Raw genomic sequence first — 14,543 nt, forward strand, 5'->3', positions numbered from 1 at the left:
CATTCCAACGACAACCGAATGGCTGATCAGATGGCGAATTACCTGTGGATAACTGCTGCCAGAGCCCACCTGTGGAGGACAAGTGCTGTGACCCGAACACGAGGTCGGCCCTCAGTCATCCGCTCTGGTAGACTCTTCAGGTTGCCGTCAGAACGGCCGCGCATAAAGAGAGCCCAGGCATCAGGCCACGGGCAGCGCGCAACGAGAGAAAGGGGATCCCATCTATGGCACTTGAAGCTGATGTCAAGAAGGCGATCATCGAAGAGTACGCGACGCACCCCGGTGACACTGGATCCCCTGAGGTTCAGATCGCGCTCCTCACGAAGCGAATCAAAGACCTCACCGAGCACCTGAAGGAGCACAAGCACGACCACCACTCGCGTCGTGGCCTGCTCCTCCTCGTCGGTCAGCGTCGTCGTCTGCTCGGCTACCTCGCCGATGTGGACATCAACCGCTACCGCAAGCTCATCGAGCGTCTCGGTCTGCGCCGCTAAGCGCATTCTGCGCGGCTTTCGCTGATACCGCGAACTTCTTCGGAACGGGTCGTCGCCTTCGGGCGGCGGCCCGTTTTCGTTTCACCTTGATCAGCTCGCCCGCGCCCGGTACGCGCGAACGGCCATGCGATTGCCGCAACGCGTGCTGCAGAACCGGCGCGAGGTGTTCTTCGAGAGGTCCACGTAGAGGCCCTCGCAATCATCGGCGTCGCACACGCGAAGCCGTTCCATCTGGTCGGCACGGATGACATCGACGAGCGCCATGGCTGCCTCGACGAGGATCCGGCGGGCGAGAGGGGCTTCGGTCTCGGTCGCGTGGATGTGCCAGTCCGCACCGTCGTGACGCACGAGGCGGGGGAGTGCGCGCGCCTCGGCGAGCAGTTCGTTGACCGAGACGGCCGCATCGTCGCGGTCCTGCAGCCAGATCGCTCGAAGTCGGGTGCGGGCGTCGCGCACCTCGGCGAGCTCGCGCTCGTCGCCGTCCCTGCGGCCGGAGTAGTCCCACGCGTCGAGCAGAGCGTCGAGTTGTCCTGGTGTCGCCAGCTCGTCTTCGCCCGAATCGGATGCCTCGGGCGACGTCTCGGTGAGGGCGGCGACGAAGCCGAGGGCCACCTCGGTGTCATGGGTGAAAATCATTTGACTCCTGACGCGCGGTTCCACTATCGTCATGAGCATAACGGGTTTCGGGCATGACGGGAGCATTTGACCCGGCTCCGCGCAACGACGGAAGGGCACCAGATGCACGGGTCACGCAGGATCGGGATCGGAATCCTGCTCGGGCTCGCGTCCGGCCTCGCCTTCGGAGCGGGCGGCGCGATCGTCAAGCCCCTGCTCGAGTCGGGATGGTCACCAGGCGCGGCCGTGTTCTTCCGCATCACCGTCGCGGCCGCGCTGCTTGCGGTGCCGGGCCTCTTCGCGCTGCGATTCGACCTGCGGCCGCTCTGGCGCGCGAAGTGGACGGTGCTGATCTACTCCGTGATCGCCATCGCCGGCGTTCAGCTCGCCTTCTATACCGCGATCGCCCGCATTCCCGTGAGCACCGCACTGCTCATCGAGTACCTCGCCCCGGTTGCACTCGTGGCCTTCGCGTGGGTCACCAGTCGTCGTGTACCCCAGTTCGTCGTGCTCGCCGGGTCGGTCGTCGCGATCGCCGGTCTCGTGCTCGTGATCGGTCCGGCCGGTGGCGCCCTCGATCCCTTCGGCGTCGTGATCGCCGGCATCGCGATGATCGGCGTCGCCGTCTACTATCTGCTCGGCGAGCGCAGCGACACCGGCGTGCCACCGATCGCCCTCGCCGCTGCCGGATGCGTGATCGGATGCCTCGTGCTCGGCGCCGCGGCGCTCACGGGACTCGTGCCCTTCGAGGCCGAATTCACCGACATCGAGTTCTTCGGCGGTGTCGCCCCGTGGTGGCTGCCGGTGCTCATGGTCGGCGCGATCTCGACCGCATTCGCCTACGCCGCCGGAATCCAGGCGATCCGCATGCTCGGCACCCGGCTCTCGTCCTTCCTCGGCCTCTCGGAGGTCGTGTTCGCCGCGATCGTCTCCTGGGTGCTCATCGGCGAGGCGATCGGGCCGGTGCAGGCGATCGGCGGGCTGCTCATCCTCGCGGGCATCGTGCTCGTGCGTCTCGAGCGCCGCACGCCCGACCAGCCGACGCCCGCCCCCGATCTCGACCTCGTGCGGGTTCCCGGCGCTGTCGCCGCCGGCAGCCCCCGGCAGGGCGACGTTCCGTAGTGCCCCACCACTCGTGTCAACCCGTTGTCGGCCCGATCACCTGATTCGTAGCGTGGAACGTCCGCTGAGAACGAAGGAGATCCCATGGCCGAGCAGATCGCAGGCAAGAAGGTCGCGTTCCTCATGACCGACGGGGTCGAGCAGGTCGAGTTCACCGAGCCCTGGAACGCGCTGCGCGCTGCCGGCGCGATCGTGAGCCTCGTCGCGCCGACGGCGGGCACGGTGCTCGGGTTCAACCACCGTGAGAAGGGCGACACCTTCGACGTCGACCTGACCGTCGCCGATGCCGATGCCGAGACGTTCGACGCGCTCGTGCTCCCCGGCGGAGTCGTGAACGCCGACCACCTGCGCATGGACGAGGCATCCGTCGCCTTCGTGCGCTCCTTCTTCGAGCAGCACAAGCCCGTCGCCGCGATCTGCCACGCGCCGTGGCTCCTCGCCGAGGCGGGAGTGGCGCGAGGTCGCAGCGTCACCTCCTACCGGAGCCTGAAGACCGACCTCGTCAACGCCGGCGCGAACTGGAGCGATGAGGAGGTCGTCGTCGACCAGGGTCTCGTGACGAGCCGCGGGCCCGACGACCTGCCGGCGTTCATCGCGAAGACGATCGAGGAGATCGGCGAAGGCGAGCACGCCGGGCAGACGGTGTGACCTGCGCGCTCGTCGATGGGCGTCACAGCCGCATCGCCTGCCATAGCGTTGAGGCATGACGACAGCGCAGGGCAGCACGACGGCGACGCACGGCGAGGATTTCCGCTGATGACGAAGTCGATTCCTGCTCCGCGTTCGAAGCCGTTGCTCGCGTGGGAGCCGTTCCCGTTCCTCGTGCTGTTGGTGCTGCTCCTCGCGACGACGGTCGTGCGGCCGGATGCCACGCCGTGGGCCTTCTGGCCACTCGTCGCGCTGACCGCAGCCGCTGCGGCCCTGCTCGTCAGGTCGCTCGTGCGCAGCAGCCGTCCGGCGAACCCCGACCAATGGGGCGACCTGACGAGCCTCGAGGGGATCACGCTCGTCGACGCGCCGCACGTCGACCGGAAGGTGCGCACCGTCGTGCCCGTTGCCGACGTCGAGCGGCACCAGCCGTCGATCGAGCTCGCCCGCCTCCACGGCGGTGCCGAGCAGCAGGCCGTGCTCGTGCCGCGCGCGAGCCGCTGGCTCTCTCGCCGGTATCGCATCGGCGTGCAGCTCGTGGGCGGCAACCGCCCACGGCACGCTGGGTTCCTCGGCAGCGGCGCCGAGGAGCGCTGGGTCGAGTTGCTCGACGGGTTCCGTGCCCGGGGCGAGTACGTGCGCGTGCCCGCGCTCGTGACGGGTGCGTCACGCCCCTACGGCGTCGAGCTCGACCTCAGCGGCCTGCCGCACCTCGAGGACGGCACGGCGCCGTTCTGACGGATCCGCGAGCGCGGCGGCATCCGATCGCCGTCGGACCTCGCGAGCTCATGACGTCGGCGCTCAGGCCTCCGCGCGCTCGGCGCCGGCCGCCTCGGCCTCTCGGCGCGCGAGATCGGAGCGCACCTCGTCCATGTCGAGCGCGCGCACTTGCGAGACGAGCTCGTCGAGCATCGGCCGGGGGAGCGCACCGGCCTGGGCGAACACGCCGATGCCGTCTTTGAAGGCCATGATCGTGGGAATCGACGTGATGTTCATCGCGGCTGCGAGCTGCTGCTGGTCTTCGGTGTCGACCTTCGCGAAGACGAGGTCGGGATTCGCTTCGGATGCGGCCTCGTAGTTCGGCGCGAACTGCATGCACGGGCCGCACCACCCGGCCCAGAAGTCGACGAATACCGTGCCCTCTTGGAGGATGGTCTTCTCGAAGGTGTCCAGAGTGAGTGCAACGGTAGCCATCGCTCCAGCCTAGGGTCCAGATCTGTCCGTCCGCCCGGTATTCGCTGTGAACGGCGTGCGCGCGCTTCAGGTGTCACGTCACCGGGTTCGATATCGTGAACGCGTGGTCGCATTCGGAGGGGTGCTCGGGTCGTTCCGTCGCCGCGCCGCCACCGAGGCGAACGGCGCCACAGCGGCAGCCGTCGCCGTCGACGAGGCGTTCCTCCTTGACGCGGTCATCCACGACGTCGACTGGCGGGCGTTCCCGCCCGGCACGGAGTTCACCCGGTTCGAAGCCCCGAGCGGCCAGCTCGCCCGCGTTGCCCTCGGTCCTTCCGACGCGCCACGAGTCGTGCTCGTGCCGGGCGCCACGGGGTCGAAAGAGGACTTCGTGCTCATGTTCCCGCTCTTCGCCGCGGCCGGTTTCCGGGTGGAGTCGTTCGACCTCGCCGGCCAGTACGAGTCGGCACACGCCGGCCCGTGGAATCTCGATCCGCCCCGGGCGAGGTACGACGAGCGGCTCTTCCTCGACGACCTGCTCGCCGTGCTCGACGACGGCATCGGGCACGCCCACGTGCTCGGCTACAGCTTCGCGGGCACGCTCGCCGAGCTCGCGCTGCTCGAACGACCCGACCGCTTCGCGAGTCTCACGCTGCTCAGCGCACCACCCGAACCCGGCCAGGCATTCCGCGGGGTCAAGCGCATCGGACCGATCAGCGCCTTCACGTCGCCGCGACAGGGAGCGGCCCTCATGCTGTGGGGCATCCGCAACAACCTCAACCGGGTGCCGGCCAGCCGGCTCTCCTTCGTACGCGAGCGCTTCGCACTCACGCGGCGCGACAGCGTCGACGACATCATCGCGCTCATGATGGACACTCCCGACCTCAGGGCCCGGATCGCCCTCGCAACTGTGCCGAAACTCGTCGCCGTCGGCGAGCACGACTTGTGGCCGCGCGAGCTGCACAAGCGCTCAGCCCGCGAGCTCAACGCGACCCTCGCGATCTATGCCACCGGTCACAGCCCGTGCGAGACGGCGCCGCACCAATTGGCGCGCGACATGCTCTCGCTCTTCGAGGCGAGCGACAGCCCGCCGTAGCGCCTCACGCGCTCAGTGGGTGCTGGGCGTTCTCTTCTGGGTCCGATGGGTCCGACGGTCGGCCCGTCGCTCGAGCGGCGGCCACTCACGCCACTCCAGCGCGATCGTATGGAACGCCATGCGAAGGCGCCGGGCGAGCTGCGCGACGGTGTCGAACGGCCGCGACGAGACGCCGACGATGAGCCGGCGATCGCGCACGACGGTCATGCCCGGCTGCAGCCACCACGACAGGTCGAGGTCGTCGTGCAGGTCGCCGCGATCGCGGTGCACGATGTCGCGCAGCTCCGCCCAGGCATCCGCGCGGATCGCGTCGTTCGATCCGAACAGCGGTGGATGCCCGAGCAGCACGCCGATGACCGTGAAGTAGCCGCCGAGGTAGATGTTGCGGGCGATCCAGCGCACGACGATATTGCCGCCGTAGAACCGGCCCGAGTCCGTGACGGCCGTCGGCCGGTCATCCGCCGCCATCCGCCGCTCGATCTCGGCGATCCAGTCGGCCGCAGGCAGCGAGTCCGCGTCGAGTCGGGCGAGGAGGTCGCCGGATGCTGCGTCGAATCCCGCAGCCGTCGCGGGCCAGATGCCCCGCAACGGCTCGTGGACGAGCCGGGCGCCGGCGGCACTGGCGACGGCGGCCGTGGCATCCGTCGATCCGTTGTCGACCACGATGACCTCGTCGGCGGGGCGGGACTGCCGGGCGAGCGCTTCGAGGCACTCGGCGAGGAATCCCGCGTCGTTGTAACTCGGAACTATGACCGAAATGGTGCCCATCACGGCGAGTCTAGCCACGGGTGGTCGCAGTCACGCACGAATCCTGCGTCGTGACGCGCCGAGACGGTGGGAGGTCTGTCGCTCGCGCCGACCTTGCCCCTAGGCTCTGGCAATGTCGGGCGTCAACATGGACGGCGCCCAGAGTGGAAGGAAGACGATGTACCCATCTGCACCACTTTCCAAGCGTGCCAGAGCCGTCGCGATCGCGACGGCTGCGGCATTCACGATCGCACTCGTGCCCGCAGGGGCGGCCTTCGCCGCGCCGGCCGGGAAGTGCGACAACCGCACGAACAACACCGTGGCGAAGCTGCTCCAGTGTGTCGACGCCGACGGAGTGGTCGAGCACCTCGACGCGCTGCAGGCGATCGCCGACGACCACGATGGCACTCGCGCGGCCGGACTGCCCGGCTACGAGGCGAGCGTCGACTACATCGTCGAGACGCTCGAAGCTGCCGGGTGGAACGTGTCGATCGACGAGTTCCCGTTCACCTTCGTGGGGCCGTCGGAGCTCGAACAGCTCACGCCGGTCAACGAGACCTACGCGACCGGCCCGTTCACGGGCACCGGCTACGGTGAGCTCGTCGGCACGGTGATTCCCGTCGACATCAACCTCGAGGGCGACCGGGCGACGACCAGTGGCTGCGAGGCAGCCGACTTCACCGGGCTCGACTTCTCGGGCACGGCCGACATCGCTCTCATCCAGCGTGGCTTCTGCAACTTCTCGGTCAAGGCACTCAACGCAGAGGCAGCCGGCGCCGAGGCAGTGGTCATCTTCAACCAGGGCAACAGCCCCGACCGCGAGGGTCTGGTCACCGGAACGCTCGGCGGCAACGACATCGTCGCGATCCCCGTCGTCGGCGCGAGCTTCGCGCAGGGCGTCGCACTCTCCGCGGCCGGGTCCACCGCCCGCGTCATGGTGCCGCAGCCGGAGTCGCGTCCGCAGAAGAACGTCATCGCGGAGCTCCCCGGCGTGAACGACGAGAACGTCGTGATGGCCGGTGCGCACCTCGACTCGGTGCAGGCCGGTCCGGGCATCAACGACAACGGCAGTGGTTCGGGGGCCCTCCTCGAGATCGCCGAGCAGATGTCGAAGGTCAAGCCGCAGAACACGGTGCGCCTCGCATGGTGGGGTGCCGAGGAGAGCGGCCTGATCGGATCGCGCGAGTACGTCGCCGAGCTGAGCCAGGAGGAACGCGACCGCATCGCGCTCTACCTGAACTTCGACATGGTGGCCTCGCCGAACTTCATCTACATGATCTACGACGGTGACGAGTCGGGCTTCGAGGCCCCGGTGGTCGTGCCCGAGGGCTCGGTGCAGATCGAGGACCTGTTCGAGAGCTACTTCACGAGCGTGGGCCTGCCCTACGACGACGCCGAGTTCAGCGGCCGCAGCGACTACCAGGCGTTCATCAACGCCGGCATCCCAGCCGGCGGCCTGTTCACCGGTGCCGAGGTCGTGAAGAGCGCCGAGCAGCAGGCGGTCTGGGGCGGCACGGCCGGGGTTTCGTTCGACCCGTGCTATCACCAGGCGTGCGACACTATCGCCAACGTCAACCTCGAAGCGCTCGACGTGAACGTCGACGCGATCGCGCTCGCCGTGCTGGCGTACGCGTACTCGACGGAATCCGTCAACGGCGTGCCGGGCGTGCCCGTGCCCGACGGTCTCGTGCTCCCGGCGCCCGCCGGACCCGAGATGACGTGGAGTGCTGGTGGCGGCGGTCTCGAACACGACCACGACCACGAGCCGACCGACCTCGACTGAGTCGGCCTGATCGGAAGCGGGGCGGGGGCGCCGGAGACGGTACCCCCGCCCTCCGTATTCTGGGCGTATGCAGACCCTCGTCAAGCGACGCGACGACGCCCCCGAAGGCTTCTTCGAAGCCGAGGCGGCCGGCTTGGGATGGCTCGCCGCGGCCGGCGGCGCACGCACGGTCGAGGTCGTGGCGGTCTCACCGGGCCGGATCGAGCTCGAGCGGGTCGAACAGGCAGCTCCGAACCGCGGGGCCGCCGTGGCGTTCGGTGCAGCCCTCGCCCGGACGCATGCAGCTGGGGCTGCCGCGTTCGGCGCACCGCCCGACGGATGGACCGGACCGCTCTTCATCGGCCGTCGCCGGTTGCCCGCGGCAGAGGAGCCCACGTGGGGCGCCTTCTACGCGCGTGACCGCGTGCTGCCCTATCTCCAGATCGCCGAGGAGGTCGGGAACACGACCGCCGCGGAGGGCCGGCTCGTCCGGCTGGCGGCCGAGGCGATCGCGGCCGGTGCGTTCGACGACGACGAGCCGCCGGCCCGAGTCCACGGCGACCTCTGGAACGGCAACGTGCTGTGGTCGGCCGACAGAGTGGTGCTCATCGATCCCGCGGCGCACGGCGGCCACCGCGAGACCGACCTCGCGATGCTCGCGCTGTTCGGCTGCCCGTTCCTCGGCGACGTGCTCGCGGCGTACGACCGTGCCGCGCCGCTCCGGCCGGGATGGCGTGAGCGCGTTCCGCTGCATCAGCTGCATCCGCTCGCGGTGCACGCGGCCGGACACGGTCGCGGGTACGGCGTCGCGCTCGCGGAGGCAGCCGAGGCGGTTCTGGAACTGGCGTGACGGACGCGGGAATAGTTCGGGCGAGACATCCGTTCGGATAATTACATGCGAATGCATGAAAGAGAAATGAGAGCCCAGGAGGGCGAGATGCAGTTCGGAATCTTCACCGTCAGCGACATCACCCAAGACCCCACGACGGGTCGAACTCCGACCGAGAATGAGCGCATCAAGGCGACCCTGGCCATCGCGAAGCACGCGGAGGAGGTCGGCCTCGATGTCTTCGCCCTCGGCGAGCACCACAACCCGCCGTTCTGGTCCTCCTCGCCCACGACGACGCTCGCCTACATCGCCGCGCAGACCTCGACCCTGCAGCTGTCGACCGCGACGACCCTGATCACGACCAACGACCCGGTGAAGATCGCCGAGGACTTCGCGATGCTGCAGCATGTCGCCGACGGTCGCATCGACCTCATGCTCGGCCGTGGCAACACCGGTCCCGTATACCCGTGGTTCGGCAAGGACATCCGCCAGGGCATCAACCTCGCGCTCGAGAACTACAGCCTCCTGCACCGCTTGTGGCGTGAGGACTTCGTCGACTGGGAGGGCCAGTTCCGTACGCCGCTCCAGGGCTTCCAGTCGACGCCGCGCCCGCTCGACGACGTGCCGCCGTTCGTCTGGCACGGCTCGATCCGCAGCCCCGAGATCGCGGAGCAGGCCGCCTATTACGGCGATGGGTTCTTCGCGAACCACATCTTCTGGCCGGCATCCCACACCCAGCGCATGATCGCCCTCTACCGCCAGCGCTTCGAGCACTACGAGCACGGCACCGCCGAACAGGCGATCGTCGGACTCGGCGGACAGGTGTTCATGCGCAAGAACTCGCAAGACGCAGTGCGGGAATTCCGCCCGTACTTCGACAACGCGCCGGTGTACGGGCATGGGCCGAGCCTCGAGGAGTTCACCTCGCAGACCCCGCTCACGGTCGGCAGCCCGCAGGAGGTCATCGACAAGACGCTCGGCTTCCGCGACTACGTGGGCGACTACCAGCGCCAGCTCTTCCTCATGGATCACGCCGGACTCCCACTGAAGACGGTGCTCGAGCAGCTCGACCTGCTCGGCGAGGAGGTCGTGCCGGTGCTGCGCCGCGAATTCGCGAAGGATCGGCCCGCCACGGTTCCGGATGCCCCGACCCACGCCTCGCTCGTCGCGGCGCGCAACGCCGCCGCATCGGTCACGGCCGCCGCGCCCCAGGGTGCCGCCTTCGGCGCCGCAGCCGTGAAGGGGGCTTGACCATGACCACGCGAACCATCGCCGTCGTCTCGGCAGGCCTCAGCCAGCCTTCCTCCACGCGCATGCTCGCCGACAAGCTCGCCGACGCCACGGTCTCGAAGCTCGCCGCCCAAGACGTCGAGGCGATCGTCGAGACCTTCGAGCTGCGCGACGTCGCCACCGACATCACGAACCACCTGCTGACGGGCTTCCCGAGTCCGAGGCTCGAGGCGGTCATCGACGCGGTCACCGGGGCCGACGGTCTCATCGCCGTCACGCCGATCTTCACGACGAGCTACTCGGGCCTCTTCAAGTCGTTCTTCGACGTCGTCGGCTCCGACACCCTCGTCGATCTCCCGGTCGTCATCGGGGCGACCGCCGGCACGCCGCGCCACTCGCTCGCGCTCGACTACGCGCTGCGTCCGATGTTCACCTACCTGCACGCGGTCGTGGCGCCGACCGGCGTCTTCGCCGCGACGGGGGACTGGGGCGACTCGGCCGACAGCGTGAAGACACTGCCCGATCGCATCGACCGCGCGGCCCGCGAGCTCGCGGCGCTTGTCGCCGCGAGCGACCGCTCGTCGAAGGTACGGGATCCGTTCGCCCTCGAGCGCCCGTTCGGGAACCTCATCGGCGGCCTCGCGGGGGAATAGCGGCGGCGTAGAACGCGCGGTGCTCCCGGCAGCACGACGAGGCTGCCGGGAGCATCTCTGCTTCAGTCCTGCACGAGGTCGCGCGCCCTAAAGCGGAGGAGCCCGAGCGTCCACAGCGGGGCCGAACCGCCCTGCGACGCGCCGTAGCCGGCGTCGAGCAGGAACCCGGCCACAGCGAGGATGCCGAGACGACACAGGCGTATGGCACGGTCGCAAACTTCTTCGAAACCGGCTGGCGCGATCGCAGCTAATGTGAGGAAACGTCATATTGGGTCTTCCCGCTCTTTGGCGGCGCGAGTACCGTGGCCGACGGAGACGCGGTCGGGAGCCTGCGGATGCCGCCCGAAGACTCGTTCGGCCTGCGTGTAGACGGGGGTGTTCGTGGTGCCGTCGGCCGGTCACCGGCCGCACTGACAATTGGCAACCCGAAGGAAACACTCATGTCCATTCGTCGAACACTCGCCGTGCTCGCCACGGCGGCCGCACTCACACTCGTCGCTGCAAGTCCCGCTCTGGCCGCTAGCCCGCACTTCGTCTCGGCATCTGCGTCCGCGACGGGCGCGACGCTGACAGTCAAGTTCAAGGAGGCCGGGCTCGGGGCAAATCAGGAAATCGTCTACGAAGCCAAGGCGACGCTCAACGCGGACTACGGATGCGTCAACAAGGGCGGCAACAGGCCGAGCGATCCGAAGAAGACCCACATCGAACAGGACGTTACCGAGACTGACACGTTCAGCTCGGGGAAGAACGGCCAAATCACTGCGTCGATCACGCTCAGTGCACCTACAGCGTCCGAGGTGCTGAGCTGCCCGCCCGGACAGACCGCGACAACGTTCCTGGTCGAATGGACGAACGTCTCGATCACAGACACGACCAACAACGTGAAGCGCGACATCCCGGGCACATTCTAGATCGAAAGGAGTGAGAAGCGGGAAGGGCGTGCCCTTCCCGCTTCTCGCTGCGCGCCGGTCGGGTGCAGGCGCCAGCTCACCGCATCGTTGCTCCCTACGGCCCGCGATCATCGTCAGGGCGCGGAGCCATCCGGGCGCCGAACCCAGCGACCACGCGGTCGACGACGAGGCCGAGCAGGATCGCGATGGGGATCGAGATCACCACCGCGAGGAGCGGGCTCTCGGGGAGCGCGCTTCCCACGACGGCCCCGATGGTGACGTTGTAGCCCGCCCACGCGACACCGGCTGCCAAGGAGAGCGGCAGGTACCGCCGGAGCGGCACGCGACCCGCGCCGGCCGCGATGTTCACCGCGATCCTTGCGAACGGCACGTACCTGGCCGTGAACACGAGCACCGCGGTTCGACGATGCACGCCGAGCATCGCACGGTCGATCGCCGCGGCCACTCGTGCCCGGCGCTGCCAGCGCCAGCGGTCGACGCCGATGCGGCGGCCCATGAGGTAGCAGAGCCCGTCGCCGACGACCGCGCCGGCGGCAGCGACCGCGATGGTGGCGCCGACCGCCGGATCGCCGGTCGTCGCGGCCAGCGCGCCCAGCGCGACGACGGCGGTCTCGCTCGGCAGCACGACGAGGAACGCGTCGCCCACGACGAGCGCGAACAGCGCCGGAAGCAGCCACGGCGAGGCCGCGAGACCGATGATCCACGCAGCATCCACCCGGCCGTTCTAGCGGAACTGGGTGAACAACCGGCGACGTGCCGGCATATCGCTCGCTGCGCGCTGACTCAGTCGTCGAGCACGAAGGTGACCTCGAGCGTCACCGACCAAGCGGTGATCTTCCCCTCTTTCGCTTCGACCTTCTGCTCCTTGATCCACGCACCGCTGACGTGGCGCAGCGTCTGCGAGGCACGGGCGACGCCCGCCGCGACGGCGTCTTCGAAGCTCGTATCGGATCGGACCGTGATGGTGGTGACACGTGCGACGGATGACATGGCATTCCTCCTTGAATGAAACGTGCATGCGTACGTCCCCCATCATCCGCCCGACCGTCGACGAAAGCGAGCGACCTCTGCCCACGGCATCCGCCGGCGGTCGCCCGCTGACGCGCCGTCGACGGGCCGACGAACGGCAACCGACGGCTCGGTGAACCCTCGGCGCTCACGCCCGAATCGGCGAGCGGCGATCCCGTCGTGCGCTCACGCTGGAAGCGTGAAGGTCGTCCTCCTCGCAGAATCGTTCCTCCCGCACATGAACGGGGTGACGCACTCGCTGTTGCAGGCGCTGCGCCATCTCGAGCGACGCGGCCACGAGGCCCTCGTCATCGCGCCGCGCTCCGGCCCGATCGACGAGCCCCTCTTCGGTGCCCGCACCGTGCTCCTGCCGTCGATGCCGTTGCCGAGCTATCCCGACGTGCGCGTCACCCTCGCGAGCGTGCCTCGGCTCGCGTCGGTCATCCGCGACTTCGGCGCCGACGTCATGCACCTCGCGTCGCCGTTCGTGCTCGGCTGGCGCGGGCTCGCCGCTGCCGAGGCGGTGGGTATCCCCACGATCGCGGTGTACCAGACCGACATCCCCTCGTACGCCGAACGGTACGGCGTGCCGGGCGCGGCCCCTGCGCTCACTCGGCATCTCGGGCGCCTGCACCGCAGGGCGACGCTCACGCTCGCGCCGTCGTCGTCGGCGCTCGATCGCCTCGGCGGTCTCGGCGTCGACAGCTTGCGACTGTGGCGCCGCGGTGTCGACACCGAACGATTCGCTCCGTCGCGCCGAAGCGAGGCCTGGCGACGCGACGTCGCACCCGGTGGAGAGGTCGTCGTCGGCTACGTCGGCCGACTGGCCGCCGAGAAGCAAGTGGAGGATCTCCGCGCGATCGCCGACCTCGACGGCACCCGCCTCGTCATCATCGGCGACGGTCCGTCGAGGCCGGCACTCGAGCGGATGCTGCCCGCTGCGCGGTTCACGGGGTTCCTCGGAGGGGATGCGCTCGCCGAGGCCATGGCGAGCATCGACGTCTTCGTACACCCGGGGGAGAGCGAGACCTTCTGCCAGACGATCCAGGAGGCGCTCGCGAGCGGTGTCCCGGTCGTCGCCACCGGGCGCGGAGGGCCGCTCGACCTCGTGCAGAACAGCGTGAACGGATGGCTCTACCGGCCGGGCGACCTCGAAGAGCTCCGCGAGCGCGTGCGCGACCTGACCGGTGACGATGCGAAGCGCCGGGCGTTCGGCGTGGAGGCCCGCCGTGCCGTCGCCGGTCGGGGCTGGGACAGGCTCGGCGACGAGCTCATCGGCCACTACGGCGAGGCGAGGCGGTTGCACTCGGCCGGTCGCTCGGCCGTCCGGCCGGTCGAACATCCGGCCCGCCCGAAGGCGGCGGCGACCCCGGTCGCGGCGAGCGAATGGGCGCAGGATGGCGGAGCGGCATCCGTACCGACCGCTGCGCCGCGCTGGCGCCGGTACGTGGCCGTCGGCGACTCGCTCACCGAGGGACTGTGCGACACGTCGCGGATGCCGGAGGGGGAGTTCCGCGGCTGGGCCGACCGGCTCGCAATGCTGCTCGCGCTCTCGAGCCCGGCCGAGCGCGTCGACTATGCCAACCTCGCGGTGCGAAGCCGCAAAGTCGCCGATGTCGTCGATCGCCAGGTACCGATCGCGGCGGCGCTCGACGCCGATCTCGTGACGGTGCTCGTCGGCGGCAACGACCTCGTCGGGCGCCGTGCCGATGCCCGTCGCCTCGCCGATCGTCTCGGCTCCGGCATCAAGGCACTGCGTGCGACGGGATGCGACGTGCTTGTCGTCACCGCCTTTATGCCGCGGCGGCCGGCCGCCCGCCTCTTCGAGGCACGATTCGCGGCGTTCAACACGCGGCTTCGCGAGGTCGCACACGAGCACGGTGCGATGCTGCTCGACGTCGACGCTCATCCCGAGCTCGTCGAGCGCCCGCGTTGGTCCGAGGACCGCGTGCACTTGAACGCCGCGGGGCATCGCGGTCTCGCGTATGCCGCGGCACGCGTGCTCGGAGTGCCCGACGCGGTCGAGCTCGGCGCCCTCGAACTCGCGATGCACGACGCCGACGAGTCACCGGCGCAAGAGCTCGGCGACCTCGAATGGCTGCGCCGCCATGCCGTGCCATGGGCGCTCCGGCGGCTGGCCGGGCGCACGGCGGGCGACGGGAGATCGCCCAAGCGTGAGGCGATCACGCCCGTCGCGGTGCAGGCGAGGCAGAATACGCGCTCGCGGCGCGGGCCGGTGTCGCGGTGAGCCGGCC

General features: G+C 69.2%; 16 protein-coding genes. 11 read left to right on the forward strand and 5 right to left on the reverse strand.

Annotated features, from left to right (window positions below):
* The first annotated feature begins 224 nt into the window (after nt 1-224).
* Nucleotides 225-494: a 30S ribosomal protein S15 gene (gene rpsO, locus QFZ29_RS05780; protein ID WP_056658110.1), complete on the forward strand. Its 270-nt coding sequence runs from the start codon at nt 225-227 to the stop codon at nt 492-494.
* Nucleotides 495-584: 90 nt separating this feature from the next.
* Here rpsO and QFZ29_RS05785 read toward each other — a convergent pair whose 3' ends face one another.
* Entirely contained in the window at nt 585-1,130 is a 546-nt protein-coding gene (locus QFZ29_RS05785) for a CGNR zinc finger domain-containing protein (RefSeq protein WP_306893265.1), read from the reverse strand.
* A gap of 102 nt (nt 1,131-1,232) precedes the next feature.
* Between QFZ29_RS05785 and QFZ29_RS05790 the strand changes: the two genes are divergently transcribed.
* The 3 genes from QFZ29_RS05790 (at nt 1,233) to QFZ29_RS05800 (ending at nt 3,617) form a co-directional block, all read left to right on the forward strand.
* Nucleotides 1,233-2,231, forward strand: coding sequence for an EamA family transporter (locus tag QFZ29_RS05790; protein WP_306893266.1), 999 nt, complete (start codon nt 1,233-1,235; stop codon nt 2,229-2,231).
* 84 nt (nt 2,232-2,315) lie between these two features.
* Nucleotides 2,316-2,879 carry a type 1 glutamine amidotransferase domain-containing protein gene (locus QFZ29_RS05795; RefSeq protein WP_306893267.1) on the forward strand — a complete coding sequence of 188 codons (564 nt, stop codon included), beginning with the start codon at nt 2,316-2,318 and terminating at the stop codon, nt 2,877-2,879.
* Between the two features lie 108 nt (nt 2,880-2,987).
* Nucleotides 2,988-3,617, forward strand: a complete 630-nt coding sequence (locus QFZ29_RS05800) for a hypothetical protein (RefSeq protein ID WP_306893268.1) — start codon at nt 2,988-2,990, stop codon at nt 3,615-3,617.
* Nucleotides 3,618-3,680: 63 nt separating this feature from the next.
* On the opposite strand, the gene QFZ29_RS05805 is transcribed toward QFZ29_RS05800, so the two are convergent.
* On the reverse strand, nt 3,681-4,073 hold the full coding sequence (locus QFZ29_RS05805) for a thioredoxin family protein (RefSeq protein WP_306893269.1): 393 nt from the start codon (nt 4,071-4,073) through the stop codon (nt 3,681-3,683).
* Between the two features lie 217 nt (nt 4,074-4,290).
* Between QFZ29_RS05805 and QFZ29_RS05810 the strand changes: the two genes are divergently transcribed.
* Nucleotides 4,291-5,148, forward strand: coding sequence for an alpha/beta fold hydrolase (locus QFZ29_RS05810; RefSeq protein ID WP_306896620.1), 858 nt, complete (start codon nt 4,291-4,293; stop codon nt 5,146-5,148).
* A gap of 12 nt (nt 5,149-5,160) precedes the next feature.
* On the opposite strand, the gene QFZ29_RS05815 is transcribed toward QFZ29_RS05810, so the two are convergent.
* Nucleotides 5,161-5,916, reverse strand: coding sequence for a glycosyltransferase family 2 protein (locus tag QFZ29_RS05815; protein WP_306893270.1), 756 nt, complete (start codon nt 5,914-5,916; stop codon nt 5,161-5,163).
* Between the two features lie 112 nt (nt 5,917-6,028).
* On the opposite strand from QFZ29_RS05815, the gene QFZ29_RS05820 reads away from it, so the two are divergent.
* From QFZ29_RS05820 to QFZ29_RS05840, 5 genes are all read left to right on the forward strand, one after another.
* Nucleotides 6,029-7,678, forward strand: a complete 1,650-nt coding sequence (locus QFZ29_RS05820; protein ID WP_306893271.1) for a M28 family metallopeptidase — start codon at nt 6,029-6,031, stop codon at nt 7,676-7,678.
* 67 nt (nt 7,679-7,745) lie between these two features.
* The gene (locus QFZ29_RS05825; protein WP_306893272.1) at nt 7,746-8,507 is read left to right on the forward strand and encodes a fructosamine kinase family protein; all 762 of its coding nucleotides are present in this window, start codon (nt 7,746-7,748) and stop codon (nt 8,505-8,507) included.
* Between the two features lie 87 nt (nt 8,508-8,594).
* Nucleotides 8,595-9,737 carry an LLM class flavin-dependent oxidoreductase gene (locus tag QFZ29_RS05830; protein WP_306893273.1) on the forward strand — a complete coding sequence of 381 codons (1,143 nt, stop codon included), beginning with the start codon at nt 8,595-8,597 and terminating at the stop codon, nt 9,735-9,737.
* A 2-nt stretch (nt 9,738-9,739) separates the two neighbouring features.
* Nucleotides 9,740-10,369 (forward strand): FMN reductase, encoded by a 630-nt coding sequence (locus tag QFZ29_RS05835; RefSeq protein ID WP_306893274.1) that lies wholly within the window; start codon nt 9,740-9,742, stop codon nt 10,367-10,369.
* A 302-nt stretch (nt 10,370-10,671) separates the two neighbouring features.
* Complete coding sequence (locus tag QFZ29_RS05840; RefSeq protein ID WP_306893275.1) at nt 10,672-11,280, forward strand: hypothetical protein; 609 nt, start codon at nt 10,672-10,674, stop codon at nt 11,278-11,280.
* Nucleotides 11,281-11,374: 94 nt separating this feature from the next.
* Here the strand turns inward: QFZ29_RS05840 and QFZ29_RS05845 are convergent, their stop codons facing one another.
* Both QFZ29_RS05845 and QFZ29_RS05850 read right to left on the reverse strand, forming a co-directional pair.
* A complete protein-coding gene (locus QFZ29_RS05845; RefSeq protein ID WP_306893276.1) occupies nt 11,375-11,995 on the reverse strand; it encodes a DedA family protein in 621 nt (206 codons plus the stop codon).
* A 68-nt stretch (nt 11,996-12,063) separates the two neighbouring features.
* Nucleotides 12,064-12,270, reverse strand: coding sequence for a dodecin family protein (locus tag QFZ29_RS05850; protein WP_306893277.1), 207 nt, complete (start codon nt 12,268-12,270; stop codon nt 12,064-12,066).
* 217 nt (nt 12,271-12,487) lie between these two features.
* On the opposite strand from QFZ29_RS05850, the gene QFZ29_RS05855 reads away from it, so the two are divergent.
* The gene (locus tag QFZ29_RS05855; RefSeq protein ID WP_306893278.1) at nt 12,488-14,536 is read left to right on the forward strand and encodes a GDSL-type esterase/lipase family protein; all 2,049 of its coding nucleotides are present in this window, start codon (nt 12,488-12,490) and stop codon (nt 14,534-14,536) included.
* The last annotated feature ends 7 nt before the right edge of the window (nt 14,537-14,543 follow it).

Source organism: Agromyces albus (assembly GCF_030815405.1).
Taxonomy (GTDB): Bacteria; Actinomycetota; Actinomycetes; order Actinomycetales; family Microbacteriaceae; genus Agromyces; species Agromyces albus_A.

Excerpts from the sequence above, each read along its gene's own strand:
- rpsO (WP_056658110.1), top strand. The coding sequence starts at position 225 with ATGGCACTTGAAGCTGATGTCAAGAAGGCGATCATCGAAGAGTACGCG.
- QFZ29_RS05785 (WP_306893265.1), bottom strand. The coding sequence starts at position 1,130 with ATGATTTTCACCCATGACACCGAGGTGGCCCTCGGCTTCGTCGCCGCC.
- QFZ29_RS05790 (WP_306893266.1), top strand. The coding sequence starts at position 1,233 with ATGCACGGGTCACGCAGGATCGGGATCGGAATCCTGCTCGGGCTCGCG.
- QFZ29_RS05795 (WP_306893267.1), top strand. The coding sequence starts at position 2,316 with ATGGCCGAGCAGATCGCAGGCAAGAAGGTCGCGTTCCTCATGACCGAC.
- QFZ29_RS05800 (WP_306893268.1), top strand. The coding sequence starts at position 2,988 with ATGACGAAGTCGATTCCTGCTCCGCGTTCGAAGCCGTTGCTCGCGTGG.
- QFZ29_RS05805 (WP_306893269.1), bottom strand. The coding sequence starts at position 4,073 with ATGGCTACCGTTGCACTCACTCTGGACACCTTCGAGAAGACCATCCTC.
- QFZ29_RS05815 (WP_306893270.1), bottom strand. The coding sequence starts at position 5,916 with ATGGGCACCATTTCGGTCATAGTTCCGAGTTACAACGACGCGGGATTC.
- QFZ29_RS05820 (WP_306893271.1), top strand. The coding sequence starts at position 6,029 with ATGTCGGGCGTCAACATGGACGGCGCCCAGAGTGGAAGGAAGACGATG.
- QFZ29_RS05825 (WP_306893272.1), top strand. The coding sequence starts at position 7,746 with ATGCAGACCCTCGTCAAGCGACGCGACGACGCCCCCGAAGGCTTCTTC.
- QFZ29_RS05830 (WP_306893273.1), top strand. The coding sequence starts at position 8,595 with ATGCAGTTCGGAATCTTCACCGTCAGCGACATCACCCAAGACCCCACG.
- QFZ29_RS05835 (WP_306893274.1), top strand. The coding sequence starts at position 9,740 with ATGACCACGCGAACCATCGCCGTCGTCTCGGCAGGCCTCAGCCAGCCT.
- QFZ29_RS05850 (WP_306893277.1), bottom strand. The coding sequence starts at position 12,270 with ATGTCATCCGTCGCACGTGTCACCACCATCACGGTCCGATCCGATACG.